The sequence below is a fragment of the Metapseudomonas resinovorans DSM 21078 genome, from assembly GCF_000423545.1.
Lineage (GTDB): Bacteria > Pseudomonadota > Gammaproteobacteria > Pseudomonadales > Pseudomonadaceae > Metapseudomonas > Metapseudomonas resinovorans.
Window position 1 is genome coordinate 117,812 of the sequence record NZ_AUIE01000021.1, and the last position, 24,979, is coordinate 142,790.

The 24,979-nt window shown below is 64.9% G+C and carries 25 protein-coding genes and 1 tRNA gene; 17 read left to right on the top strand and 9 right to left on the bottom strand.

Annotated elements, in window-relative coordinates:
- Positions 1-178: 178 nt before the first annotated feature.
- On the bottom strand, positions 179-1,363 hold the full coding sequence (desA, locus tag G559_RS0115655; RefSeq protein ID WP_028629140.1) for a delta-9 fatty acid desaturase DesA: 1,185 nt from the start codon (positions 1,361-1,363) through the stop codon (positions 179-181).
- 172 nt (positions 1,364-1,535) lie between these two features.
- On the opposite strand from desA, the gene dibA reads away from it, so the two are divergent.
- From dibA to G559_RS0115690, 6 genes are all read left to right on the top strand, one after another.
- Positions 1,536-3,440, top strand: a complete 1,905-nt coding sequence (gene dibA, locus G559_RS0115660) for a phosphodiesterase DibA (RefSeq protein ID WP_028629141.1) — start codon at positions 1,536-1,538, stop codon at positions 3,438-3,440.
- Between the two features lie 204 nt (positions 3,441-3,644).
- The gene (oscA, locus tag G559_RS0115670) at positions 3,645-3,827 is read left to right on the top strand and encodes a sulfur starvation response protein OscA (protein WP_028629142.1); all 183 of its coding nucleotides are present in this window, start codon (positions 3,645-3,647) and stop codon (positions 3,825-3,827) included.
- Positions 3,828-3,940: 113 nt separating this feature from the next.
- Entirely contained in the window at positions 3,941-4,939 is a 999-nt protein-coding gene (locus G559_RS0115675) for a sulfate ABC transporter substrate-binding protein (protein WP_028629143.1), read from the top strand.
- Positions 4,940-5,140: 201 nt separating this feature from the next.
- A complete protein-coding gene (cysT, locus tag G559_RS0115680; RefSeq protein WP_028629144.1) occupies positions 5,141-5,959 on the top strand; it encodes a sulfate ABC transporter permease subunit CysT in 819 nt (272 codons plus the stop codon).
- A 10-nt stretch (positions 5,960-5,969) separates the two neighbouring features.
- On the top strand, positions 5,970-6,842 hold the full coding sequence (gene cysW / locus G559_RS0115685; RefSeq protein WP_028629145.1) for a sulfate ABC transporter permease subunit CysW: 873 nt from the start codon (positions 5,970-5,972) through the stop codon (positions 6,840-6,842).
- Positions 6,843-6,847: 5 nt separating this feature from the next.
- The gene (locus tag G559_RS0115690; protein WP_028629146.1) at positions 6,848-7,837 is read left to right on the top strand and encodes a sulfate/molybdate ABC transporter ATP-binding protein; all 990 of its coding nucleotides are present in this window, start codon (positions 6,848-6,850) and stop codon (positions 7,835-7,837) included.
- A gap of 62 nt (positions 7,838-7,899) precedes the next feature.
- On the opposite strand, the gene G559_RS0115695 is transcribed toward G559_RS0115690, so the two are convergent.
- On the bottom strand, positions 7,900-8,301 hold the full coding sequence (locus tag G559_RS0115695; protein ID WP_028629147.1) for a hypothetical protein: 402 nt from the start codon (positions 8,299-8,301) through the stop codon (positions 7,900-7,902).
- A gap of 124 nt (positions 8,302-8,425) precedes the next feature.
- On the opposite strand from G559_RS0115695, the gene G559_RS0115700 reads away from it, so the two are divergent.
- Positions 8,426-9,214 carry an MmyB family transcriptional regulator gene (locus tag G559_RS0115700; protein WP_028629148.1) on the top strand — a complete coding sequence of 263 codons (789 nt, stop codon included), beginning with the start codon at positions 8,426-8,428 and terminating at the stop codon, positions 9,212-9,214.
- 120 nt (positions 9,215-9,334) lie between these two features.
- The gene (locus tag G559_RS0115705) at positions 9,335-10,087 is read left to right on the top strand and encodes a hypothetical protein (RefSeq protein WP_028629149.1); all 753 of its coding nucleotides are present in this window, start codon (positions 9,335-9,337) and stop codon (positions 10,085-10,087) included.
- Between the two features lie 326 nt (positions 10,088-10,413).
- Here the strand turns inward: G559_RS0115705 and G559_RS0115710 are convergent, their stop codons facing one another.
- Positions 10,414-10,938, bottom strand: coding sequence for an Mpo1 family 2-hydroxy fatty acid dioxygenase (locus tag G559_RS0115710; protein WP_028629150.1), 525 nt, complete (start codon positions 10,936-10,938; stop codon positions 10,414-10,416).
- Between the two features lie 84 nt (positions 10,939-11,022).
- On the opposite strand from G559_RS0115710, the gene G559_RS0115715 reads away from it, so the two are divergent.
- Positions 11,023-11,715, top strand: a complete 693-nt coding sequence (locus G559_RS0115715; RefSeq protein ID WP_028629151.1) for a Crp/Fnr family transcriptional regulator — start codon at positions 11,023-11,025, stop codon at positions 11,713-11,715.
- A 77-nt stretch (positions 11,716-11,792) separates the two neighbouring features.
- Here the strand turns inward: G559_RS0115715 and G559_RS0115720 are convergent, their stop codons facing one another.
- Positions 11,793-12,800 (bottom strand): AraC family transcriptional regulator, encoded by a 1,008-nt coding sequence (locus G559_RS0115720; RefSeq protein ID WP_028629152.1) that lies wholly within the window; start codon positions 12,798-12,800, stop codon positions 11,793-11,795.
- 100 nt (positions 12,801-12,900) lie between these two features.
- Between G559_RS0115720 and G559_RS0115725 the strand changes: the two genes are divergently transcribed.
- Both G559_RS0115725 and G559_RS0115730 read left to right on the top strand, forming a co-directional pair.
- The gene (locus G559_RS0115725) at positions 12,901-13,974 is read left to right on the top strand and encodes a fatty acid desaturase (RefSeq protein ID WP_028629153.1); all 1,074 of its coding nucleotides are present in this window, start codon (positions 12,901-12,903) and stop codon (positions 13,972-13,974) included.
- A gap of 96 nt (positions 13,975-14,070) precedes the next feature.
- Entirely contained in the window at positions 14,071-14,235 is a 165-nt protein-coding gene (locus G559_RS0115730) for a rubredoxin (RefSeq protein WP_028629154.1), read from the top strand.
- Positions 14,236-14,334: 99 nt separating this feature from the next.
- Here G559_RS0115730 and G559_RS0115735 read toward each other — a convergent pair whose 3' ends face one another.
- Entirely contained in the window at positions 14,335-15,258 is a 924-nt protein-coding gene (locus tag G559_RS0115735) for an autotransporter outer membrane beta-barrel domain-containing protein (RefSeq protein ID WP_028629155.1), read from the bottom strand.
- A 144-nt stretch (positions 15,259-15,402) separates the two neighbouring features.
- Here G559_RS0115735 and G559_RS0115740 point away from each other — a divergent pair, with 144 nt between their 5' ends.
- Both G559_RS0115740 and G559_RS0115745 read left to right on the top strand, forming a co-directional pair.
- The gene (locus tag G559_RS0115740; protein ID WP_028629156.1) at positions 15,403-16,305 is read left to right on the top strand and encodes a DMT family transporter; all 903 of its coding nucleotides are present in this window, start codon (positions 15,403-15,405) and stop codon (positions 16,303-16,305) included.
- A 61-nt stretch (positions 16,306-16,366) separates the two neighbouring features.
- A complete protein-coding gene (locus G559_RS0115745) occupies positions 16,367-17,287 on the top strand; it encodes a LysR family transcriptional regulator (protein WP_028629157.1) in 921 nt (306 codons plus the stop codon).
- On the opposite strand, the gene G559_RS0115750 is transcribed toward G559_RS0115745, so the two are convergent.
- Positions 17,276-17,848: a TetR/AcrR family transcriptional regulator gene (locus tag G559_RS0115750; protein ID WP_028629158.1), complete on the bottom strand. Its 573-nt coding sequence runs from the start codon at positions 17,846-17,848 to the stop codon at positions 17,276-17,278. The two genes, G559_RS0115745 and G559_RS0115750, sit on opposite strands and share 12 nt — an antisense overlap.
- Positions 17,849-17,935: 87 nt before the next feature.
- On the opposite strand from G559_RS0115750, the gene G559_RS0115755 reads away from it, so the two are divergent.
- A complete protein-coding gene (locus G559_RS0115755; RefSeq protein WP_028629159.1) occupies positions 17,936-18,676 on the top strand; it encodes an SDR family oxidoreductase in 741 nt (246 codons plus the stop codon).
- A 107-nt stretch (positions 18,677-18,783) separates the two neighbouring features.
- Positions 18,784-19,374 (top strand): 2-hydroxychromene-2-carboxylate isomerase, encoded by a 591-nt coding sequence (locus G559_RS0115760; RefSeq protein WP_028629160.1) that lies wholly within the window; start codon positions 18,784-18,786, stop codon positions 19,372-19,374.
- A 232-nt stretch (positions 19,375-19,606) separates the two neighbouring features.
- On the opposite strand, the gene G559_RS0115765 is transcribed toward G559_RS0115760, so the two are convergent.
- The 3 genes from G559_RS0115765 to gabD all read right to left on the bottom strand — a co-directional run bounded on the left by G559_RS0115765 (position 19,607) and on the right by gabD (position 23,943).
- Positions 19,607-20,818: an HDOD domain-containing protein gene (locus tag G559_RS0115765; RefSeq protein WP_028629161.1), complete on the bottom strand. Its 1,212-nt coding sequence runs from the start codon at positions 20,816-20,818 to the stop codon at positions 19,607-19,609.
- Positions 20,819-21,045: 227 nt separating this feature from the next.
- Positions 21,046-22,323 (bottom strand): 4-aminobutyrate--2-oxoglutarate transaminase, encoded by a 1,278-nt coding sequence (gene gabT, locus G559_RS0115770; RefSeq protein WP_028629162.1) that lies wholly within the window; start codon positions 22,321-22,323, stop codon positions 21,046-21,048.
- A gap of 168 nt (positions 22,324-22,491) precedes the next feature.
- Positions 22,492-23,943 (bottom strand): NADP-dependent succinate-semialdehyde dehydrogenase, encoded by a 1,452-nt coding sequence (gabD, locus tag G559_RS0115775; RefSeq protein WP_028629163.1) that lies wholly within the window; start codon positions 23,941-23,943, stop codon positions 22,492-22,494.
- Between the two features lie 321 nt (positions 23,944-24,264).
- Here gabD and G559_RS0115780 point away from each other — a divergent pair.
- Positions 24,265-24,341, top strand: a tRNA-Arg gene (locus tag G559_RS0115780).
- 371 nt (positions 24,342-24,712) lie between these two features.
- Positions 24,713-24,979 (top strand): IS66 family insertion sequence element accessory protein TnpB (gene tnpB / locus G559_RS0115785; RefSeq protein WP_036997471.1); only part of this gene is annotated, 267 nt, incomplete at its 3' end.

A 24,979-nucleotide genomic window follows, 5' to 3' on the forward strand; every position in this document is an offset into this window, starting at 1 on the left:
ATATCAACGTCCTGTTCAGGCCGCTCACGATGAGCGGCCTTTTTTTGCCTGCGGGAAATGCCGTGCGGGTGGGGTGCCTCGCGGAGCAGCTGCGCTGCCCTTGGCGATGTATCCACAAAAAGCCAGAAAGCAAAAAGGCCGGCATGTCTGCCGGCCTTTTCGTTGGTGCTGTCCCGTGTCAGGCGGTGGCCGGACGCAGGGAGTAGGTCTTCAGCTGTTCGGCGAAGTCACGCAGGGACTGGATGCCGCTGGCTTCGGCCTCATGCACCCACTGCTTCATGGCTTCGAGCATGTCGTGGCCGTTGGCACTGGTCTTGACCCAGATCTGCTGCAGCGCCAGGCGCTTCTCGTAGATCACCTTCAGGGCCTGGCTCTGCTCCAGCATGGCGGCGATACGCGCCTGGTGGCCTTCGTCGAGCAGGCTGGTCTCGCGGGAGAGCAGGCGCTTGGCGCGGCGGAACGAGTGGCGAACCGATGCGTCGGCCTTGGCCAGCTCCTGCTTCACCAGCGGGCCGATCACCAACTTGCGGTACTGGGCCATGATCTGGAAGCGGTTGTTGAGGATGGCCATGGCGGTATCCATGTCCAGGTTGCCCTTGCCTTCGACGCGATGGGCAATGGGGGCGACGCGCTGCACCTTGGCCATGCCCAGCAGGCTGAACAGCTTGATCCAGGCCCAGCCCATGTCGAACTCCCACTTCTTCACCGAGAGCTTCGCGGAGTTCGGGTAGGTGTGGTGGTTGTTGTGCAGCTCTTCGCCACCGATGAGGATGCCCCAGGGCACAAGGTTGGTGGCGGCATCGCGGCATTCGAAGTTGCGGTAGCCGATGGCATGGCCCAGGCCGTTGATGACGCCGGCGGCCCAGACGGGAATCCACATCATCTGGATGGCCCAGATGGTGATGCCGCCCGCGCCGAATAGCGCCAGGTCGATCAGCGCCATCAGGGTCACGCCACCAATGGGGTAGCGGCTGTAGACGTTGCGCTCGATCCAGTCATCCGGGCAGTTCTTGCCGTAGATGCGCAGGGTTTCTTCGTTCTTGGCCTCTTCCTGGTAAAGCTCGGCGCCCTTGCGCAGGACGGTCCAGACGCCCTTGACCACCGGGCTGTGGGGGTCGTCGGCGGTTTCGCACTTGGCGTGGTGCTTGCGGTGGATGGCGGTCCACTCGCGGGTGTTCATGGCCGTGGTCAGCCACAGCCAGAAACGGAAGAAGTGCTTGAGCGCAGGATGCAGCTCCAGCGAGCGGTGCGCGGAGTAGCGGTGCAGATAGACGGTGACGCTGACGATGGTGATATGGGTCATCACCAGGGTGACCGCCACCAGTTGCCACAGCGACAGGTCGAGAAAACCGTTGTACCACATGGATGGAGTTGCCTCGGGTGAAGTGATCGGGGCTTGTAGCGCTAGCTACGCTCGGATTATCACAAAGCCCCCGGAGAAAACCATCCCGTCTTTTAGATAGAAGCCCCCCGGTCGTCGGTTGCCCCTATAATGCGCATCCTCACGTTTTGCCCAAGCCAGGAAGGCCGCGCCCATGCGTTCCAAGTTCAGCGCCCTCAGACTGGTGCTGCCCTACTTCATTCTTGCCAGCCTCTGGGTACTGTTCAGCGACCGTGTACTGGTCGGCCTGGTGGGCGACCGCGCGCTACTGAACGAGTTGCAGACCGCCAAGGGCCTGTTCTTCGTCCTGGTCACCAGCCTTCTGCTGTTCGGCCTGGCGTGCATGCACCTGCGCAGCCTGAAGGGCTACCTGGACGCCCGCCGCGCCCACGAAAGCAGCCTGCGCCAGGCCGCCGCGGTGTTCGACAGCACCCAGGAAGGCGTGCTGGTCACCGATGCCGATAGCCGCATCGTGCACGTCAATCGCGCCTTCGCCCGCATCACCGGCTTCGAGGAGGCCGAGGTGCTGGGCAAGAACCCGCGGATCTTCAGCTCCGGCCGCCACGAGCCGGCCTTCTACAAGGCCATGTGGCACGCCCTGGAGAACCGCAGGGAATGGAGCGGCGAAGTGTGGAACCGGCGCAAGAACGGCGAGATCTACCCGCTCTGGCAGAACCTGCGCGCCATCCATGACGAGGAAGGCCGGTTGACCCATTACGTGGCGGTGTTCTCCGACATCAGCGCGATCAAGCGTTCCCAGCACGAACTGGACTTCCTCGCCCACCACGACCCGCTGACCAGCCTGGCCAACCGCCTGCTGTTCACCGAACGCGTCGAGCAGGTGCTGGAGCGTGCCCGCCGCGAACAACAGCGTGGTGCCGTCCTCCTGCTGGACCTGGACCATTTCAAGCACATCAACGAAAGCCTCGGCCATTCCCAGGGCGACCTGCTGCTGAAGATGGTCGGCGTACGCCTGCAGGGCCTGCTGGAAGGCGGCATGACCCTGGCTCGCCTCGGTGGCGACGAATTCGGCCTGCTCTGGGACAACTGCCCCCAGGCCGACCAGACGGCGGCCCTGGCCGAGCGCATCCGCAGCGAGCTGGCGACCCCGTTCCGCCTGGGTGGCCAGGACATTTTCATCAGCACCAGCCTGGGCATAAGCCTGTTTCCGAACGACGACTCCACTGTCGAGCAAGTGATGCGCAATGCGGACTCGGCACTGTTCAAGGCCAAGAGTGCGGGGCGCGATTCCTATGCGTTCTACAGCCAGGAGCTGACCGAGCAGGCGCGCCAGCGTGTCGAGCTGGTCAGCGCCTTGCGCCGGGCACTGGAGCACGACCAGTTGCGCGTGCACTACCAGCCCATCCGGCGCCTGGCCGACAACCACCTGATCGGCTTCGAAGCCCTGGTGCGCTGGGAACATCCCCAGCGCGGCCTGGTGCCACCGGGTGAGTTCCTGCCGATTGCCGAAGAAAGCGGACTGATCGGCCACATCGATGCCTGGGTGCTGGAACAGGCCTGCCGGCAGATGCAGCAGTGGCGGGTCCAGGGCCATGAGCTGACCTTCATTGCCGTCAACCTGTCATGCCGCCTGTTCCGCCGCACCGAGCTGTATGACGATGTGGCTCGCGTGCTATCCGCCACCGGCCTGGAGCCGAAGTATCTGGAGCTGGAAATTACCGAAGGCGCTGTGATGGAGGCCCCGGAAACCGCCGAGGCCCTGCTATCGCGCCTGCGCGACCTCGGCGTGCGGCTGGCCATCGATGACTTCGGCACCGGCTACTCCTCGCTCCAGCGCCTCAAGCGCCTGCCGGTGCACAAATTGAAGATCGACCAGAGCTTCATTCGTGGCCTGCCGGCCGACCCGAATGACATCGCCATCGCCCGCGCCGTTACCGCCCTGGGGCACAGCCTGGGCCTCAGCGTGCTGGCCGAGGGGATCGAGGAAGATGCCCAGGCCGACTTCCTTCGCGAGCTGGGTTGCGACTACGGCCAGGGCTACCTGTTCAGCCGCCCGCTGCCGGTGGAAGAGGTCGAGCGGCGCTGGCCGAATGCCTGATAGCCCTTGCAGGGCCACTGCACGCATGGCCCTCACCGCGCCTGGCGAGCCGGGTGCATCTCACACAGACCAATACTTTTGGTTATATAAAAATTCTTAAACAGTATTTTTAAGAATAAACCAGCCCTGCCTAATATTCGCTCCACGCCACGCGGAACCCCTTCCCCGTCCATCGCCGCGGGCCCCATTTCAAGGAGCACGACCATGAGCGCATCCCTTCGTAGCGTGGAAGGCCAGGACGAAGCCAGCATCTTGCGCGAAATCCAGAGTGCCCTGCTTGGCCTGCGTTTCGGCTCGGTGGAGATCACCGTGCACAACGGCCAGGTGGTCCAGATCGAGCGCAAGGAAAAATTCCGCCTGCAGCAACCAACCCCACGCAACAGCTGATCCACCGAACTCTTCCGAGCCCTGCGCAGCAGGCTCGAGGCCCGACCGGACAGCCGGAGGGCGTATCGACGAAAAACCAGCCAACACAAAAATCCAGTTCCAGGAGCTTGATAATGTCGATTCGCCGTTTCGCCCTCGCCGCCCTCGCCAGCGCCTTGATCGCCGGCCCGGCCGCCGCCGCCACCGAACTGCTCAACGTGTCCTACGACCCGACCCGTGAGCTCTACCAGGAATACAACGCTGCCTTTGCCAAGCACTGGAAGGCCGAAGGCGGCGAGGATGTGAAGGTGCAGCAATCCCACGGTGGCTCCGGCAAGCAGGCCCGCGCCGTGATCGACGGCCTGAAGGCCGACGTGGTGACCCTGGCGCTGGCCGGCGACATCGACGAGCTGCAAAAACTCGGCAAGCTGGTCCCGGAAAACTGGCAGGCCCGTCTGCCGGACAACAGCACCCCCTACACCTCGACCATCGTGTTCCTGGTCCGCAAGGGCAACCCCAAGGGCATCAAGGACTGGGGCGACCTGACCAAAGAGGGCGTGGAAGTCATCACCCCGAACCCGAAGACTTCCGGCGGCGCCCGCTGGAACTTCCTCGCCGCCTGGGCCTGGGCCAAAAAGCAGTACGGCAGTGACGCCAAGGCCCAGGAATACGTGAAGGCGCTGTACCAGCACGTACCGGTGCTGGATACCGGCGCCCGTGGCTCGACCATCACCTTCGTCAACAACCAGATCGGCGACGTGCTGCTGGCCTGGGAGAACGAAGCCTTCCTGGCCCTGAAGGAACAGGGTGGCGAGAACTTCGAAATTGTCGCACCGAGTCTGTCGATCCTCGCCGAGCCGCCGGTATCGGTCGTGGACAAGAACGTCGACAAGAAGGGCACCCGCAAGGTCGCCGAAGCCTACCTGCAGTACCTGTACAGCGAGGAAGGCCAGCGCATCGCGGCAAAGAACTTCTACCGGCCGCGTAACGAGAAGGTCGCGGCCGAGTTCGCCAGGCAGTTCCCGAAGCTGGACCTCGTGACCGTGGACAAGGACTTCAACGGCTGGAAGGAAGCGCAACCGAAGTTCTTCAACGACGGCGGCATCTTCGACCAGATCTACCAGGCGCAATAACGTTGATGGGTTTCGCAAGCTCTACCCATCCTACGAGACCAGTTCCGTAGGATCGGTAGAGCGGAGCGAAACCCATCGCGAGAGTTCCAGGGAAGGAGCGAAAACCAGGCCTGATCCACGGATCGGGCCTGTTTGCCGGATACGGCTCGACAGGGCCGGCTCCGGAAAACCAAGCGTTCCAACGCAGAGTAAGGACAGAACATGTCGCGACGCATTTCACCGGTCATACCCGGCTTCGGGCTGACCCTGGGATACACCCTGGTGTACCTCAGCCTGCTGGTCCTGATTCCCCTCGGTGCCCTGTTCCTCAAGACCACCGAGCTGACCTGGCTTCAGTTCTGGACCATCATCAGCGCCCCTCGCGTGCTCGCCGCCCTCAAGCTCAGCTTCGGCACCGCGCTGGCCGCCGCCGTGATCAACGGCCTCATCGGCACCCTGCTGGCCTGGGTGCTGGTGCGTTACGACTTCTTCGGCCGCAAGGTCATCGACGCCATGGTCGACCTGCCCTTCGCCCTGCCGACCGCGGTCGCCGGTATCGCCCTCACCGCGCTCTACGCACCGGCCGGCCTGGTGGGCCAGTTCGCTACCGACCTCGGTTTCAAGATCGCCTACACCCCGCTTGGCATCACCCTGGCGCTGACCTTCGTCACCCTGCCCTTCGTGGTGCGCACGGTGCAGCCGGTGCTGGCGGACATCCCCCGCGAAGTGGAGGAAGCCGCCGCGTGCCTGGGCGCCAAGCCGTTGCAGACTTTCCGCCATGTGCTGCTGCCGGCCCTGCACCCCGCCTGGCTGACCGGTTTCGCGCTGGCCTTCGCCCGCGGCGTGGGCGAGTACGGCTCGGTGATCTTCATCGCCGGCAACATGCCGATGAAGACCGAGATCCTGCCGCTGCTGATCATGGTCAAGCTGGACCAGTACGACTACACCGGCGCCACCGCCATCGGCGTGCTGATGCTGGTCGTCGCCTTCGTCCTGCTGCTGCTGATCAACCTGCTGCAGCGCCGTATCGAGACCCCTTGAGGAGAAGGCCATGAGCACCGCAAGCCTGACCGCCGCGTCCTCCGCCAATGCTGCCCGCCGGGGCAGCGCCTGGGGTCGTCGCATCCTGATATCCAGCGCCTGGCTGGCCTTCGCCTTGTTCCTGCTGCTGCCGCTGCTGGTGGTGCTGAGCGAAGCGCTGAAGCAAGGCCTGGGCACCTTCTTCACCGCCATCTTCGAGCCGGACGCCCTCTCCGCGCTGAAGCTGACCCTGATCGCCGTGGCCATCTCGGTGCCACTCAACCTGGTGTTCGGCGTGGCCGCCGCCTGGTGCGTGAGCAAGTACGAGTTTCGCGGCAAGAGCCTGCTGGTGACACTGATCGACCTGCCGTTCTCGGTGTCGCCAGTGATCGCCGGCCTGATCTACGTGCTGCTGTTCGGTGCCCAGGGTTACTTCGGCGAGTGGCTGCAGGACCGCGACATCCAGATCGTCTTCGCCGTCCCCGGCATCGTCCTGGCCACCCTTTTTGTGACCGTCCCCTTCGTCGCCCGCGAGCTGATCCCGCTGATGCAGGAACAAGGCACCCAGGAGGAAGAAGCCGCTCGCCTGCTGGGCGCCAACGGCTGGCAGATGTTCTGGCACGTGACCTTGCCGAACATCAAATGGGGCCTGATCTACGGCGTGGTGCTCTGCACCGCGCGGGCGATGGGCGAGTTCGGCGCGGTGTCGGTGGTTTCCGGACACATCCGCGGCGTCACCAACACCCTGCCGCTGCACGTCGAGATTCTCTACAACGAGTACAACCACGTCGCCGCCTTCAGCGTCGCCAGCCTGTTGCTGGCCTTGGCGCTAGGCATCCTGCTGCTCAAGCAGTGGAGCGAGTCGCGTCTGTCCCGTCTCAAGTCGAATGCTGATGAGGAGTAACCACCGTGAGCATTGAAATCCGCAACGTCAGCAAGAACTTCAACGCCTTCAAGGCCCTCGACGTGATCAACCTGGATATCCACAGCGGCGAGCTGGTGGCGCTGCTCGGGCCCTCTGGCTGCGGCAAGACCACCCTGCTGCGGATCATCGCCGGCCTGGAAACCCCGGACGCGGGCAGCATCGTGTTCCACGGCGAGGACGTCTCCCAGCACGACGTGCGCGATCGCAACGTCGGCTTCGTGTTCCAGCACTACGCACTGTTCCGTCACATGACGGTATTCGACAACGTCGCCTTCGGCCTGCGCATGAAGCCCAAGCGCGAGCGTCCGAGCGAGTCGGCCATCAAGGCCAAGGTCCACGAGCTGCTGAACATGGTGCAGCTGGACTGGCTCGCCGACCGCTACCCGGAGCAGCTCTCCGGTGGCCAGCGCCAGCGCATCGCCCTGGCCCGCGCCCTGGCGGTGGAACCGAAGATCCTGCTGCTGGACGAGCCCTTCGGCGCCCTCGACGCCAAGGTGCGCAAGGAGCTGCGCCGCTGGCTGGCGCGCCTGCACGAGGAGATCAACCTGACCTCCGTGTTCGTCACCCACGACCAGGAAGAAGCCATGGAAGTGGCCGACCGCATCGTGGTGATGAACAAAGGTGTGATCGAACAGATCGGCTCGCCCGGCGAGGTCTACGAGAACCCGGCCAGTGACTTCGTCTACCACTTCCTCGGCGACTCCAATCGCCTGCACCTGGGCGACGACCAGCATCTGCTGTTCCGCCCCCACGAAGTGTCACTGTCGCGCTCCGATGTGGACGAACACCGCGCCGCCGAAGTCCGTGACATCCGCCCCTTGGGCGCCATTACCCGGGTAACCCTGAAGGTGGACGGCCAGGATGAGCTGATCGAGGCCGAAGTGGTGAAAGACCACGACAGCCTCGTAGGCCTGGTGCGCGGCGAAACGCTGTTCTTCAAGCCCAAGGCCTGGCAGAAGGCGGCGGGGTTCTGAACCTGGCCGCCTGACCGCAGGTTGGGCTGAGCGCCGCGCAAAGCCCAACGCAGCGCTGCCCTTCACGCAGTCACACTCGGGCAACGGCGCAAGCCGAAGAACTCCAGCTCCGCGAGCACGGCCACCGCCACCGCCTGGCCGATCACGAAGACCTTGCCCAGCAGGGTCGGCTCCACCCAACCGAGGGCGAGCAGCGAGAGGCTGTCGATCACCCACACCGCATTGATCGCCAGCACCGCCCAGATCCAGCCGCGCCGCACGGTTGTGCGATTGGCCAGCCAGCCGAGGACGAGCGCGAAGGGCAGCAGGCCGATACCCGCGCCCAGCAGCAGCGAACGCGGCAGGCCCAGCAGTTCTTCCAGCGGTCCGGCGGCCAGCGCGAGCAGCAGGCCCATGGCGCCGCTGGCCAGGGCATCGGCTTGCAGGGCACGGCGCAGCAGCGGGGACATGTCGAGATGAGTCATGGTGGTTCTCCTGTCGATGGGGCGCCGACCTGGCGCTTGGCGACAGATTTCCGCGAAACCTGCAGCGGGTCGATTACCTGCCAGGTAATGGCCGAGCTTCCCTCCCTGGACTATCGTCGGTGCCATGAATACATCTGCCCACCCCGTCGGCGCCCTGTTGCGCCAATGGCGCCAGCGGCGCCGCCTCAGCCAGCTCGACCTCGCCTGCGACGCGGAGATTTCCACGCGTCACCTGAGCTTCGTCGAGACCGGCCGCGCCCACCCCAGCCGCGAGATGCTGCTGCACCTGGCCGAGCAACTGGAGATTCCCCTGCGCGAGCGCAACCGCCTGCTGACTGCGGCCGGCTATGCACCACTGTTCCCTCAGCGCGCGCTCGACGACCCAGCCCTGGCGGGTGCCCGTCAGGCGATCGATCAATTGCTCAAGGCCCACGAGCCCAATCCGGCGCTGGCGGTGGACCGCCACTGGAACCTGCTGGCGGCCAACGGTTCCGTTGCGCCCCTGCTCTCGGGCGTGGCACCTGAACTGCTGGCGCCACCACTCAACGTGCTGCGCGTCTCGCTTCATCCACAAGGCCTGGCACCGCACATCGTCAACCTCGGCCAATGGCGCGCGCATCTGCTGGAGCGCCTGCAGCGGGATATCGAGGTCAGTGGCGACCGCGAACTGCAGGCCCTGCTCGATGAACTCGCGGGCTATCCCGCCCCGCCTCCGCCAGCCGGCTTGCCCAGCGATGCCGTGCTCGTGCCGCTGCAACTGCGAACGCCGTTGGGCGTCATCAGCTTCATCAGCACCATCACGGTGTTCGGCACCCCGGTGGACGTCACCCTCGCCGAGTTGGGGCTGGAGACCCTGTTTCCCGCCGACCCGTCCAGCGCGGCGCTGCTGCGCAAACTGCTGGACGGCGCCTGAAAACATCGATCGCCCCACAGCAAATCACTCTTTCGGGTAATAGCCTCCAGGCCACGACACAGTAGGCTGTGCCGGCACCTCCAACGACTCCTCAGAACAACAAGAACAGGAGCACCCGCCATGATCCGCAAGGTTCTGCTGTACCCGCTGTTGGGCCTTCTCCTAGGCCTCGCCCTGCCTGCACCCGCAACCGAGCTGGCACCGCTGGAACTCGCGCAGGTGCACGCCTGCCGCGCCACCAGCAGCCTGCTGCTGTTCCGCGGCGAAGGCTTCCAGGACGCTCACTCGACCCGCATGCGCGACGACCTCAAGGCACTGGACGCCGCCTTCCAGCGCATCGCCGAGCCGAGCGAGGACCTGCGCAAGACCCGTGACTCACTTGTTACCCAACTCGATCGGGGCGTTTCCTTCGGCCACAAGGAAGAGGACGTGCCCTGGCGCTATCCCCAGGAACTGGCCAAGGCCCTGCGCGATTTCCTGATCGCCGCCCGCATCCAGGCTGGCGCCGCCGGGGTCGAGGATCTGCCGGCCAAGGTGGAATACCTGAACGTGCAGTACCTGAGCCGGGCCTACATCGGCACCTTCGAAATCGCCCGCGAGAACGGCGACACCTACATCGGTCAGGACGAGCGTCTGCTATTGCCGGACATCGACCAGGAACTGGCACCCCTGGATGACAAGGCCGACCCGGCTGTGGCCAAGCTGAAGACCCGCTGGAGCTTCCTGAAGGCGGCATTGAGCGATATGAACAGCCAGAGCAGCGCCCTGGTCAGCGCCTCCGGCCGGCCCTACGCGCCGATGGTGGTGGACCGTCATGCGCGGTCGATGAGCAGGCAGTTGCTGGCGCTGGGCGCCCTGCCCCCCGCTCCCTGATTGGTGGCACCAACCCTGTAGGGGCGAACTCATCCGCTATGCCTACGTTAACTGTTGCGAGAGATTTACCGTCGGGCCAAGAGCTTTGTAGGAGCTGGCTTGCCGGCGAAGCGGGGCCATTCGCTGGCAAGCCAGCTCCTACGGGCAATGCAGCTGCCTACAACATGTAATTCTGCCGTTGTGGGAGCGACCTCAGTCGCGAAGATCAGCGAAGTGCAAGTCATGGGCAATACCGCGCGGCGGGCAATACCCTCACCCCGACCCCCTCCCAGAGGGAGAGGGCGCAATCCGTGCAGGTCGAATGGTGAGTGCCGGGAAACCATTGCTCAAACCGCCGCTTTCTTCTCGCGAATGCAGGTCGGCCCCGCGCGCTCTTCCACGGCGTGCTCGACTTCCTTGCGCAGCCCCAGCAGGAAGCCCAGTTCGGCCACCACGAACAGCGGCCCGATGATCAGGCCCGTCAGGTCATCGACGAACGCCGGTTTGCGCCCTTCGTAGTAATGGCCGATGAACTGGATCACCCAGCCCACCACGAACATCCCCAGCCCGGCGCCAAGCCAGGCGGCAGTGCCCTGCACCGCGAGGGCGGCGCCTATCCACAGGCTGAGCGCGAGCAGCGCAGCCATCACCAGGCCGTAGCGCAGGTCGAGGCGGAAGTAGTAGAGCGCCGACACCAGGCTGACCCCGGCCGCCGGCGACAACCAGAGGCCGAAGGCTTCGGTACCCGGGCGCGACAGCAACACGGCGACGGCGACCACGATCAGCGGAATTCCGACGAAGTGGGTGGCGATGTTGCGGCGGTCACGGTGGTACTCGGCGTACTGGCCAAGTTGGTCGATGAGGGTTTTCATTATTGTGTCCTCGGGTTGGCAGGCAGTTGCGTCGATAATGGCGCCACGCCCCAGGCAACCTCTGTCAGCTAGCCGACAAAGCCCATGACCCCATTCAAGCACCACCGCGATCTCCTGCTCACCGGCCAATGGTTCAGCCAGTTACCGGCACGCCTGCAGGACGACCTTCTGACCATGGCCCAGCTGCGCCGGCTGGAGCCTGGCCAACGGCTGTTCCGTCGTGGCGACCCACCCTGCGGGCTCTATGCCGTGCTAGATGGCGCGATCCGGGTCGGCAGCATCAGCGAGAGCGGCAAGGAGGCCTTGCTGGTGCTGGTGGAGCCACCGCACTGGTTCGGCGAAATCTCCCTGTTCGACGGCCAGCCGCGCACCCATGACGCCTTCGCCGAAGGCCCCGTGACCCTGTTCAACCTGCCCCAGGCACCGTTGCTGGCACTCTTGCAACGACGGCCGGAGCACTGGCGCGATTTCGCCTTGCTGATGAGTCAGAAGCTGCGCCTGGCCTTCATCGCCCTGGAAGAGATGAGCCTGCTGCCGGCGCCCCAGCGCCTGGCGCGACGGTTGCTGATGATCGCCGAGGGCTATGGCGCAGGCACAAGCCAGCGGCGGGTCATTCACCTGGCCCAGGAGCAGTTGGCAATGATGTTGGCGATCTCCCGACAGACCACCAACCAGATCCTCAAGGAACTGGAAGCCCAAGGGGCCCTGCGCCTGAACTACGGGGAAATCGAGATCCTCGATCCAGAGCTGCTGCGCCACGCAGCCCAGAAACCCTAGGTCGGCAGTGAATTCTGTAGGGTGGGCTTCAGCCCACCGGCAGGGACCAATGGTGGGCTGAAGCCCACCCTACCAGTTCAGCGCAACAGGCTGTCCCGGTACTGGCTGGGGCTCTGTCCGGTCCAGCGCTTGAAGGCGCGGCTGAAGCTGCTGGTATCGGCGAAACCGAGCAGGTAGGCGACCTCGCTGATGGAACAGCGTGGGTCACGCATGTGCGACAGGGCCAGCGCCTGGCGGGTATCGCCCAGCAGTTGCTCGTAGCTGCAGCCCTCATCGGCCAGGTGTCGCTGCAGGCTGCGCAAGCTGAGGTGCAAGGTTTGTGCGATGCGCTCGGCGGAGGGTTCGCCGTTGGGTAGCTGAGCCTCCAGGCAAGCGCGCACCCTGCGCGACCAGGTGGGCTGCTGCAGCTGCTCCAGGGTGCGCTTGAGCACCGCTTCGTTGTGTTCGGCCAGCTCGGGGTTGGCGTCGTCCAGCAGTCGCTCGAAATCTTCCACTGCGAACTCCAGCCGATTCTCATCGGCGCCGAACACCAGCGGCGCGCGGAAGACGTCGTGCCACGGCTGCGGGTCCGCGGGCTCGGGGCGGCGCAGGTACACGGCCAGCGGCGCGTAGTCACGACCGATACGGTTGCGGCAGGTGCGGACATAGATGGCGACGAAGGCGTCCACCGCTTCCGGTGCGGGCTCGATACCGTCGGCGCGCACCCGCAGACGGAACAGGTAACGTTCGCCCTGGCGACTGAGGTCCAGCTCCAGGGCGTCGCTGACCACCTGGTGGTAACGCACGATGCGCTCGAAGACTTCCCGCAGGCTGGCGCTGGCCACCAGGGCATAGCCCAGGGCGTGGAAGGTGGTGGGGCTGACGTAGGTGGATATCTTCAAGCCCAGGGCCGGGTCGCCGCTGGCTGCTACCGCCAGCTCCCAGAGCCGGGTGGTGGCCGAAAGCGGGTAACGCGCATTGGGGTCGTCCATCAGCGCCGGGTCGAGTTGGGCCTGGCGGCACAGGTCGGCGCTGTCGAGCCCAAGCGCATCCAGCTGCTTGCGCAGGGCACGGGTCCAGCTGGCGAGGGTGGTGGGTTCGCTCATGCAGGTTGGCGTATCCGGTCAACAGGTTGGCGTGCTCGGTCGGGCGCGGCGACGGCCCGGAACGGCACAGTAGAACCATCTCCAACAAGAGGATGGAAGCATGTCCACCACGCCTGCAAGCCCCCGCACGCTGAATGACCAGCAGCGATCAGCGCATATTCGTGAAGTGGTGATGGCCCGCGGCAACGCGCTGCGCCAGCGCTACCCCGTGTTGAAACATCAGGACGCCATCGGCGCCGGCATTCTCGCCTTCGCCCTGGCCGGCATGGTCGGTTCCGCCCTGCTCTACCTGAACGAGCAGATCGCCTGGTGGGCCTGCCTGCTGCTCAATGCCTTCTTCGCGTCGCTGACCCACGAGCTGGAGCACGACCTGATCCACAGCATGTACTTCCGCAAGCGCAAGATGCCGCACAACCTGATGATGGCGCTGGTCTGGCTGGCGCGGCCGAGCACCATCAATCCCTGGATTCGCCGTCACCTGCACCTCAACCACCACAAGGTGTCCGGCACCGAGACCGACATGGAGGAGCGCGCCATCACCAACGGCGAACCCTGGGGCCTGGCGCGCCTGCTGATGGTGGGCGACAACGTGATGTCCTCGCTGATCCGCATGCTGCGAGCCAAGACCTGGGCGCACAAGCGCAGCATCCTCTGGCGCACCCTGAAGGTCTACGCGCCGCTGGCGCTGCTGAACTGGGGCACCTGGTACGTCTTCCTCGGCTTCCACGCCATCGACACCCTGGCCTGGGCCCTGAATGCGCCCATCGCCTGGTCGGCTGGAACCCTGGAAGCGATGCACCTCGTCAACATCGCAGTCGTGGTGCTGGTAGGCCCGAATGTGCTGCGCACCTTCTGCCTGCACTTCGTCAGCTCCAACATGCACTACTACGGCGATGTCGAACTGGGCAACGTGATCCAGCAGACCCAGGTGCTCAACCCCTGGTGGATGTGGCCGCTGCAGGCGTTCTGCTTCAACTTCGGCAGCACCCATGCCATCCACCACTTCGTGGTCAAGGAGCCCTTCTACATCCGCCAGATGACCGCGCCAGTGGCGCATAAGGTGATGCGCGAGATGGGCGTTCGCTTCAACGACTTCGGCACCTTCGCCCGCGCCAACCGCTGGAATCCGAAGGAGCAGGCGGCCACGCAACCGGCCCAACCCACCCTTGGTTAGGGCACCGGCGACCCAGCACCGCGCCTATGATAGCGACAACGCGCGCCTCCGGGCGCGTGCCTTCCCCGAGCACAGCTGCAAGCATGAGGTAGCGGCATGAAAACCTGGATTTGTGTGGTCTGCGGCCTGATCTACGACGAGACCAAGGGCTGGCCCGACGAGGGCATCCCGGCCGGCACCCCCTGGGCCGACGTGCCGGATGACTGGATCTGCCCGGATTGTGGCGTCGGCAAGAACGACTTCGATATGCAGGAAATCTGAGCACGACGCGATTCAGGGCTCTCTCGTAGGATGGGTTGAGCGGAGCGAAACCCATCGCCGGATTGATGGGTTTCGCAGGCTCAACCCATCCTACATAGGTCATAACCGCAGGCTCAGCCGCGCCGTCAGCCCATTGTCCCGCGCGTCTTCGGCGTAGGTGCCGTTGTAGAACAGCCCTACATAGGCCTGGTCGGTGAACTGGTAGTCCAGCCCCATATCCAGGCGGAAAGCGTCCCGGGTCAGTGCCACGGCGGCACCACTCTCGTCTTCCAACCGACTGTCACTGAACGCATGACGCCAGCCCGAGCTGATGCGTGCAGTCAGGCGCCGGCCCGATTCAAGCTCGATACGCGTGGTGCCTCGCAGGCCGAAGGTGCTGTAGCCGATCTCGTCGCGCTGGCTGTCGATGGCGGCTTGTGAATCACTGTCCAGCCGCACATAGGCCAGCTCGCTGAAGCCCTCGGCGCTGAAGTCGCGGAAATCCAGGGAGTAGCTGAGCTCGCCGAATACCTGACCACTGTTCGCATCGGCGGCGCGCCGGTCACCATCATGACCACTCCAGGCCGCCCCCAGCTTTACGCCGATCTGGTTGTAGACCTTGGTGCCGGCATAGGCACCCAGATGCAGGCTGTGGATATCCGCGTCCGCGCCCTGCACCTCCACCGACGTTGCCGAGTAGCCGCCCATTCCACCGACCAGCCAATTGCCCAGCTTGCGTTCGCTACCCAGCAGCAGCCCACCGACATCACGCTCCCGGCGCGGTGCGCGGTGGTCGGCGTCTACCGAACCATGGCTGCCGAAGGCGCGCGCCCAGGCGGGTGATTGCCCCTCCTCCAGCGGCGGTTCGCGGAAGGAGAAACGAATCTGCTGGATGCGCTCGGACGCGGCGTCGCGCACGAAGTGGCTGTCCTCCAGCAGGCTGGCGCGGCTGGCGGCAGCGAGGGAGTCGCCTAGGGCCGGTGCGGCCAGCAGCAAGGCGCACAGTCCGGCGAGGGTGGCGAGCGGCGATTGATCCTGACCCATGACGGGCATCTCCAGACGGGCGTGTGGATAACTCTAGCGCCATGCTGGGCAATTCAAATTCCCGAATCCACTCTCGACTTTCTGATTTGCCGGGAAATCGCCGCGCTGGCGCAATGGCCACCTGCATACAGACGGAGCCCCACCATGCGCCAGTCCCTCTCTCCAGGCTTCAACGCCCACGCCTCGATGCTGCTCTGGGCACTGTTGGTGGCGCTCTCGTTCTTTGCCGCCGCCGAGGTGAACCCCGCACTCGACGCCCTGCCGTTGACCGCACTGCGCCTGCTGCTCTCGGGCGGCCTGTTCCTGCCCTTTCTGCTGTTGCGCCGCCCCGGACTTCCCAACGGGCGCGCGCTGTTGGCCCACGTGGTGCTGGGCGGGCTGCTGGCGCTCTATTTCGGCAGCCTGTTCGAGGCACTGAAACACACCAAGGCACTGGACACCGCGCTGCTCTATGTCAGCGTGCCGCTGCTGACGCTTGGGAGTGAGCGGATGCTGCTGGGCAAGCCGGTGCTGCAACGACTGTGGCCAACCCTCGTCGCCGCCCTCGGCGCGCTGGCACTGCTCGGGCTCGATAACGCCCACTTCGACGCCTACGCCTATGGCCTCTACGGCATCGGCTGCCTGGCCATGGCCATTTATGGCCCACTCAGCCAGCGCCTCAAACCCTGGCTCGGTACTGAGCGCAGCGCCGCCTCCCTGGCCTGCGGCAACCTACTGGCCGGCGGCCTGCTGCTGGCCCTGACGGCGACCCTGGGCCAGCGCTGGGAGGGGCTGCAAGGCATTGCCCTGCGCGACATCGGCTGGCTGCTCTACCTGGCCTTGACCGCTACCCTGGCCACCTTCTGGCTGCTGCACCGGGCCATCCACTGGCTGCCCCCGGCCACGGTGATCGCCTACAGCTACCTCAGCGGCCTGTTCGCCCTGCTGCTGCAGAGCTTCTGGCTGCACCGGGCACCCGCGCCGCTGGCCTGGGCCGGCGCTGTGCTGATCGTCCTCGGCATGCTCTGGCTGGCGCGCCTGAGCCCGGCGCGCACGGCGACAGCCTGAGTGGCTTGCCATGTCGATCGGGGCAGGTTCTGATGGCGCTCCCGCTCAAAGGATCCCCGCCATGCTGCTCGCCAATGGACTGCGCAAGATCGATATCCAGGACTTGCTGGTCTTCCTCGAAATCTACGAGCGCCAGCACTTGGGCGACGTGGCGGAGGCGCTGAATCTCAGTGCCTCCAGCGTCAGCTACAGCCTGAAGAAGCTACGCGGCGCCCTGGACGACGAACTGTTCATCGCCACCCGCAGCGGCATGCGCCCCACCCGCAAGGCGATGGCCATGCGCCCCCACACCCGCAGCATGATCGAGCTGATGAACGCCTGCTTCAGCGAAGCCAGCGCCTTCGACCCGTGCCAGGCGCCGCGTACCTTCCGCCTTTGCGCACCGGAGTATTTCGAGCTGCTGATCCTGCCGCCATTGCTGCGCCGGTTGAGCGAGGCGGGATACCCCATCAGCCTGGAGGTCCTACGCCTTGGCCGGGAGATCCCCGTCGATGCGCTGGTACAGGGCGAACTGGACCTGGCCCTGGGCTTCGGCCCGCACCAGCACCGCGCCCACCCCGGCCTGGTCAGCCTGGCCTTGCTGAAGGACGACCTGCTCTGTGTCCGCGCCGCCGGTAGCGCGGCGGTGGATGACCTGGATGCGTTCTGCGCACGGCGCCAGGTGTTCCCCACACCCTGGGACTCGGAGCGCAACATGATCGATGGCTGGCTGCAGCAGCAGGGCCGCTCCCGACAAATCGCCGCACGGACCAACAACTACCTGGCCGCCTTGCAACTGATTCCGGCCAGCGAGCTGTTGCTGGTGCTACCCGCTCGGGTCCACGCGCTGCTGGGCGATGCTCGCACCACCACCAGCCCGCTGCCTGACCTGCCGAGCTTTTCCCTGGAGATGCTCTGGGCCCAGCCCTTCGACCAGGACCCGGCGAACATCTGGTTGCGGGAGCAGATTCTCAGCGTCTGCGCCGAGCAGTCACTTCTCTAGCAGGTCATCCAGCGTCCGGCCGAGAAAGCCGCGGCTGGCGTCCAGGACTTCGGCCTGGGTTTCTTCGCGGGCCAGCATGCGCGCGACCACCAGGGCGCCAACGCACTGGGAAATCATCGCCCAGGCCAGCTCGCCGTCTTCGAGAATTTCCGCCCAGGCACGCTGCAATTGCAGCATCCAGTGCTCGGCCTCCTCACGCACGGAAAGATCGGCGCGGGCGATTTCCGCGCCGAGCGTCGGGATGGCACAGCCCGAGTCGGGGTTCTGCAGATGGGCCATGCTCAGGTAGCGATCGAGGCAGCGCTCCAGCTTGTCGCGGCAGAATCCTTCGCCACGGGCGACATGGCCGATCAGGCTCTGGGATAGCTCGCGCTGGACGATGGCGGTGAAGAGGTCGTTCTTCGACGGGAAGTGGCTGTAGAAGGCACCACCGGTCAGGCCGATGGCCTTCATCAGGCCGTCGACGCCGGTGGTGGAGAAGCCGCCGCGCTTGGCGATGGCACCGCTGCTTTCCAGCAACTTCTGCCGGGTTTCTTCCTTGTGGGTGGCTGAGTAACGCACGACGACCTCCGGTGGACTGGCTTGACGCGTTGGCGAGCATAGCATAACGTCCGTTCAGCTAACGATCGTTCAGTAAAGGTGGACAGCATGGCTAGCGATACCGAGAACAAGAAAGTCGTACTGGTAATTGGTGCCGGCGATGCCACGGGTGGTGCCATCGCCCGGCGCTTTGCCCGCGAGGGTTATGTCGCCTGCGTGACCCGGCGCAGCGCTGACAAGTTGCAGCCGCTGGTGGACGCCATCCGCGCCGAAGGTGGCGAGGCCCACGGTTTTGCCTCTGATGCACGCAAGGAAGAGGAAGTCGCCGAGTTGGTGGAAACCATCGAGCGTGACATCGGCCCGATCGAAGCTTTTGTCTTCAACATCGGCGCCAACGTGCCCTGCAGCATCCTCGAGGAAACCGCGCGCAAGTACTTCAAGATCTGGGAGATGGCCTGCTTCTCCGGCTTCCTCACCAGCCAGGCAGTCGCCCGGCGCATGGTCACCCGCGAGCGCGGCACCATCCTCTTCACCGGCGCCACTGCCGGCCTGCGCGGCGCCGCCGGGTTCGCGGCCTTCGCCGGGGCCAAGCACGGCATCCGCGCCCTGGCCCAGAGCATGGCCCGCGAGCTCGGCCCGCGGAACATCCACGTCGCCCACGTGGTGGTGGACGGTGCCATCGATACCGATTTCATCCGCGACAACTTTCCCGAGCGCTACGCGCTGAAGGACCAGGACGGCATCCTCGATCCCGACCACATCGCCGAGAACTATTGGTACCTGCACAGCCAACCGCGGGATGCCTGGACGTTCGAGCTTGATCTGCGGCCATGGATGGAGCGTTGGTGACCCCGCAGGCGCGAGCTTGCTCGCGAAATGCCCCCGCACGGCCTCGTTCGCGAGCGAGCTCGCTCCTACCTGGCCTTAGCCGATAACCAACGACGAGAACGCACCTCATGACCAAAACCGTCGAATTCTTCTTCGACCTCGGCAGCCCGGCCAGCTACCTGGCCTGGACCCAGTTGCCGGGCATCTGCGCCCGTCATGGCGCCGAACTGCGCTATCGCCCCATGCTGCTGGGCGGCGTGTTCCAGGCGACCGGCAACGCCTCGCCCGCCGCCGTTCCCGCCAAGGCGCGGCACACCATGATCGACATGCAGCGCTTCGCCCGTCGCTATGGCGTGCCGATGCACTTCAACCCCTTCTTCCCCATCAACACGCTGACGCTGATGCGCGCCGCCATTGGCGTGCAAATGCGCCAGCCGGAGCGCTTCGAGGCCTATCTGGATGCCATGTTCCGCGCCCTCTGGCAGGACAAGCGCAACCTCGGCGACCCCGCCGTGCTGGGCGCGACTCTCCAGGCCGCCGGCTTCGACCCGGAGGCGCTGCTGGCCCTGGTGGGCGATCAGGAAGTGAAGGACGCGTTGAAGGCAGCGACCGAAGAAGCGGTGAAGCGCGGCGTATTCGGTGCGCCGACCTGCTTCGTCGGCGAGGAAATGTTCTTCGGCCAGGATCGGCTGGACTTCGTCGAGGAAGCGCTGGCCTAGCTCGACGAAGTCAGCTTCGGCAACGACGCCAGCAGCGCGGCGTCGAGGCCGAGCATGTGCGCCGCCTTGTGCCTCGCCAGGCGGCTGGCGTCCTCGCCCTTTGGATATCCGCCATGCGAGGCCTCGGCATCCAGCTCCGCTGCAGCTTCCCCGGTAGCACCGGGAGGGCTCGTAAGACTGACGAGCCTTTGCGCAGGCTAGTCAATGACCGTGCCGTAGGCCATTAGCCTCATCAGGGCAGAAGGCGTTGCGGCAGCCGCTTCAGCACGGCGGGGTCGAGTCGCAACAGCCTCGCGGCCCGTTCATCCAGAAGCAGTGCGAGATCCTCTCCGCTCGGCAGACGTAGCAACGCGGCGCAGAGGTTGAGCACCAGGGCTTCGCGGGAGAACACGCCAGCGCCGAGCCCGTGGAACGCAGCCACCAGTTCACGCAGGCCAAAGGGCAGCCGCCAACGGATTCGCAAGGCGGAACCAAAGCCCGCCGAGCGGCGTTTCATCACATCGTGCAGCTCTTCATTGCTCAGGCTGCCGCCGGCATCCTGCCAGTCCTGCAGGCTGCGCAGCAGGGCCAGTTCGCCCATGTTGTGCAACAGCCCGGCGGTGTAGCAGAGCTCGGCATCCAGCTCCAGCTCGCTGGCCAGCCAGTAGCCCAGCTCGGCGCTGCGCTGGGCGGCCTGCCAGACCAGTTCGGCCAGCTCCGCCAGGCGCGGGTCGTGCAGCCGCGCATTGCGCTCCAGGGCCATGCCCAGCACCAGGTTGAGTACACGGGTAACGCCCAGGCGCTGCATGGCCTGACCCAGCGTCTGGCAGGGCATGCCGAGGTGCTGTGCCGCGCTGTTGGCAGCAGCGATCAACCGCGCAGTGATCTGCGGGTCGCGGGAGAAGATTTCGTCGAGGTCGCGCAGGTCGACCTGATCGGCCTGCAGGCACTGGCTGACGGTTTCGCGCACGTCGTCCAGTAGGGGCGCGCCCTGGCCTTCCTCGCGGACGCTGTCGAGGTACTCCTTCAGACTGTTCACCAGCAACGCAGGTGCCTTTCGCGCCGCAGCGGCATCACCGGCCGGCAGCAGGCTGCTGAGGCGCTTGCGCAGCTTGGCGGCGTTGAAGGGCTTGCCGAGGTAGGCGGAGGGCGCCAGCGGCCGCACGGCGCGCACGCTGGCAGCATCCACGCGGGCGCTGATCAGTACGAAAGGCAGCGCCGGGGTACGCGGGTGGCGGCGCAACTGGCGCAGCAGTTCTACGCCGTCGATCCCAGCCAGTTCGCCATCGGCAATCACCAGCTCCGGCAGGCGCCGCTTGCAGCGCGCCAGGGCCTCGCGACCATCGGCCACCTGCACCACCTTGGCATCGCCACGGATATCAAGGACGAGCTGGGCGAGCAAATCCGACGTCCAGGGGTCGGCCTCGGCAATCAGGATTTCCGGAACCTGGGCGGCGGTGGGCATGGATACCTCGAGTGGCGGGTGGGTCATCCGTGACGAACCATGCAGAGCCGGGAATCGGCAGAAGCGCAGGACGGATTCGTCGTATGAATCGAAGCCGGGAAGTCTAAACCGGGGCCTGGGCGGCGGATAGTGGTGTAGACCAAGGTCGAGCTGCAGCCCGTGCCACTCTCTATCATCCAGGCAAAAAGAGACCCGCCGGAGCGGGTCTCTTTTCACTAGCTGAGCAATCAGGCCAGTTCGTCGAAGCACTCAGCGACAATGGCCAGGCCCTTGTCGAGTTGCGCGTCGGGAATGGTGACCGGCATCAGGAAGCGGATGACGTTGTAGTAGGTACCGCACGACAGCAGGATCAGGCCTTTCTCACGAGCACGGGCAACAATCTTGCCGACCAGTTCGGCAGCCGGCTTGCTTTCGTCGCCGCCTTCGAACAGCTCGATGGCGATCATCGAACCCAGGCCACGGACGTCGCCGATGACCTTGTGCTTGGCCTGGATTTCACGCAGGCCAGCCTTCAGGCGCTCGCCTACAGCCTGGCTGCGCTCCAGCAGTTTCTCTTCGTCGAACACCTTCAGCACGGCCAGGGCCGCGGCGCAGGCGATCGGGCTGCCAGCGTAGGTGCCGCCCAGGCCGCCGGGAGCGATGCTGTCCATGACTTCGGCCTTGCCGCACACGCCGGAAATCGGGAAGCCGCCGCCAACGGATTTGGCGAAGGTGGTCAGATCAGGCACAACGCCCAGTTGCTCGGTGGCGAAGAAGGTGCCAGTACGGCCAGCGCCGGTCTGTACTTCGTCGGCGATCAGCAGGATGCCGTGCTGGTCGCACAGGGCGCGCAGGCGCTGCATGAAGGCCTTGGAGTTGACGTAGAAACCACCTTCGCCCTGGACCGGCTCGATGATGATGGCGGCGATGTCCTGGGGCTGGGCGTCGTTCTTGAAGATGCGCTCGATGCTGGCGATGGAATCGTCTTCGCTGACACCGTGCAGTTCGCACGGAGCCAGGGCACGGAACACGCCGCCCGGCATCAGGCCCATGCCAGCGGAGTACGGGACCACCTTGCCGGTCAGGGACAGGGTCATCATGGTGCGGCCGTGGTAGGCGCCGGTGAAGGCGATCACGCCAGCGCGGCCGGTGGCGGCTCGGGCGATCTTCACGGCGTTTTCGACGGCTTCGGAGCCGGAAGTCACCAGCAGGGTCTTCTTGGCGAAGTCACCCGGTACGCGCTTGGCGATCTCTTCGCAGAGCTCGATGTAGGGCTCGTAGGCCAGCACCTGGAAGCAGGTGTGGGTCAGCTTGGTCAGTTGCTCCTGAACGGCCGCGATCACTTTCGGGTGCAGGTGGCCGGTGTTCAGTACGGCGATACCGCCGGCGAAGTCGATGTACTCGCGACCGTCGACGTCCCAGACGGTGGCGTTCTCGGCGCGCTCGGCGACGATCGGGTGGATCTGGCTGACACCGCGGGCAACGGCAGCGGCACGGCGTTTCAGCAGGGATTCGTTCTTGCTCATAAGTTCCTCACGGCCGCTCATCGGGCGGCGCAGTCTCAAGGATAAATGCCCCCGGTAGGGGCCAGCGCAGCATTCGATGATCGACTGCGCGGGCTTGCCGGAGGCTCGTTCGCTTTAGGGTGAAGCTGGGGCGCCGCGCGCTCTTTCGCGCCTTGCCCCGTCTTTGGATCAGATACCGCCGAGGCAGAGATACTTGATCTCCAGGTAGTCCTCGATGCCGTATTTGGAACCTTCGCGACCCAGGCCAGAAGCCTTCACGCCGCCGAAGGGCGCCACTTCGTTGGAGATCAGGCCGGTGTTGATACCCACCATGCCGTACTCCAGCGCCTCGGCCACGCGGAACACGCGGCCCAGGTCACGGGCGTAGAAATAGGAAGCCAGGCCGAACTCGGTGTCGTTCGCCATGGCGATGACGTCGGCTTCATCTTTGAAGCGGAACAGCGGAGCCAGCGGACCGAAGGTTTCTTCCTTGGCCACGGCTGCGCTCGATGGTACGTCGACCAGGATGGTCGGCTCGAAGAAGGTGCCGCCCAGGCTGTGCGGCTTGCCGCCGGCCAGGACTTTGGCGCCTTTGGAAACGGCGTCCTGGATGTGCTCCTGGACCTTGGCCACGGCTTTCTCGTCGATCAGCGGGCCAGTGGTGGTGCCATCTTCCAGGCCATTACCGATTTTCAGCTTGGCCACGGCGGCCTTCAGCTTCTCGGCGAAGGCGTCATAGATACCGTCCTGCACGTACAGGCGGTTGGCGCAGACGCAGGTCTGGCCGTTGTTGCGGTACTTGGAGATCAGCGCGCCTTCAACGGCGGCGTCCAGGTCGGCGTCATCGAAGACGATGAACGGAGCGTTGCCGCCCAGCTCCAGGGACACTTTCTTGATGTCCTTGGCGCATTCGGCCATAAGCTGGCGACCGATTTCGGTGGAGCCGGTGAAGGACAGCTTGCGCACGATCGGGTTGCTGGTCAGCTCACCGCCCACTTCGCCGGCGCTGCCGGTGACCACGCTCAGCACGCCTTTCGGGATGCCCGCGCGCTCGGCCAGCTCGACCAGGGCCAGTGCGGAGAACGGAGTCTGGGAAGCGGGCTTGATCACCATGGTGCAACCGGCGGCCAGGGCCGGGCCGGCTTTGCGGGTGATCATCGCGGCGGGGAAGTTCCACGGGGTGATGGCGGCGGTCACACCGATCGGCTGCTTGATCACGATCAGGCGCTTGTCGGGCTGGTGGCCGGGGATCACGTCGCCGTAGACGCGTTTGGCTTCTTCAGCGAACCACTCGATGAAAGACGCGGCGTAGGCGATCTCGCCCTTGGCTTCGGCCAGCGGCTTGCCCTGCTCGATGGTCATCAGGCGGCCCAGGTCGTCCTGGTTCTCCATCAGCAGCTCGAACCAGCGACGCATCTTGTTCGCGCGTTCTTTGGCAGTAAGCGCACGCCAGGCCGGCAGAGCACGCTCGGCAGCCTCGATGGCGCGGCGGGTCTCGGCGGTGCCCATCTTCGGCACGGTGCCGATGATTTCGCCAGTGGCCGGGTTGTTGACCTTGATGGTCTGGCCGCTGTCGGCGTCCAGCCAGGTGCCGTCGATGTAGGCTTGCTGGCGGAACAGCTTGGCGTCTTTCAATTGCATCTCTGTCTCCTTCACACCGGCACTTCACGGGTGCCGGGGCAAGTTGTTGTTCTTCAGCCAATACGGGATTGGCCAGGACGGAGTGATTGGAACGGCCCGGCTTATGGAAAGGCGAGGGGGCGTTTGAAATCTCAAACGGAATCCTAGGGCGCTGAAAACCCAAGGGCAATAGCCCGTTCGATAAAATCAACAAAAAGTCGGTGCTGTTTGTCGAAATCCTGATCAAAGATGACCAGATGCAGGACCATCGTTCAACATTGCGAACAAGCTGCTACTGCATGGACGCCAGGCATCTAGATGAGTATCATGGCGCCCCCATACGCATCCGTAGCTCAGCTGGATAGAGTACTGCCCTCCGAAGGCAGGGGTCGTGGGTTCGAATCCCGCCGGATGCGCCAGAAATGAAAAGGCCCCAGGAGAAATCCTGGGGCCTTTGTTTTTGAGCTGCGTAAAGATCGAGACACCTTGCGGTGCCTCGGTCCAGGTTCTAGCGAGCCGATTACTGGCACAGCGGTAGAACCTTCGGCATCGCCACGTGGAGCCCATCAATCCTTGACCCTGGTGCGGGGTCGACACTCATGGACACGGGCTGTGCCCCACTACAAACCTTGCTCATTTTCTCCCAAAGGCTAATTGATGCTCGCGGGTAGCAGCAGCATTGAAATGTGGCTAAAGGCGCGATTCTTCGTAAGCGCTCCACAAACCCCACCTTCATTTGAACTGTCCGCTTGCGGATGCTGGGCTCCCGTTTTCCCAGTGGAGCCCCGTCATGATGCGTCCGGACGCCAAGGTCAAAGCCGTCTACCTCTATCCGAAGCCCGTCGACTTCCGGAAATCCATTGATGGTCTGGCGGCCCTGGTGGAGCTGGATATCAAGGTGGCCGTGTTCGACCCCGTGTTGTTTGTCTTCCTCAACAAGACCCGCAACCGGGTGAAGATCCTCTATTGGGAACGCAATGGCTTCTGCCTGTGGTTCAAGCGCCTGCAGGCTGAGCGCTTCAAGACCAAGCCCAATGCTGATGAGCCCATCGTGTTG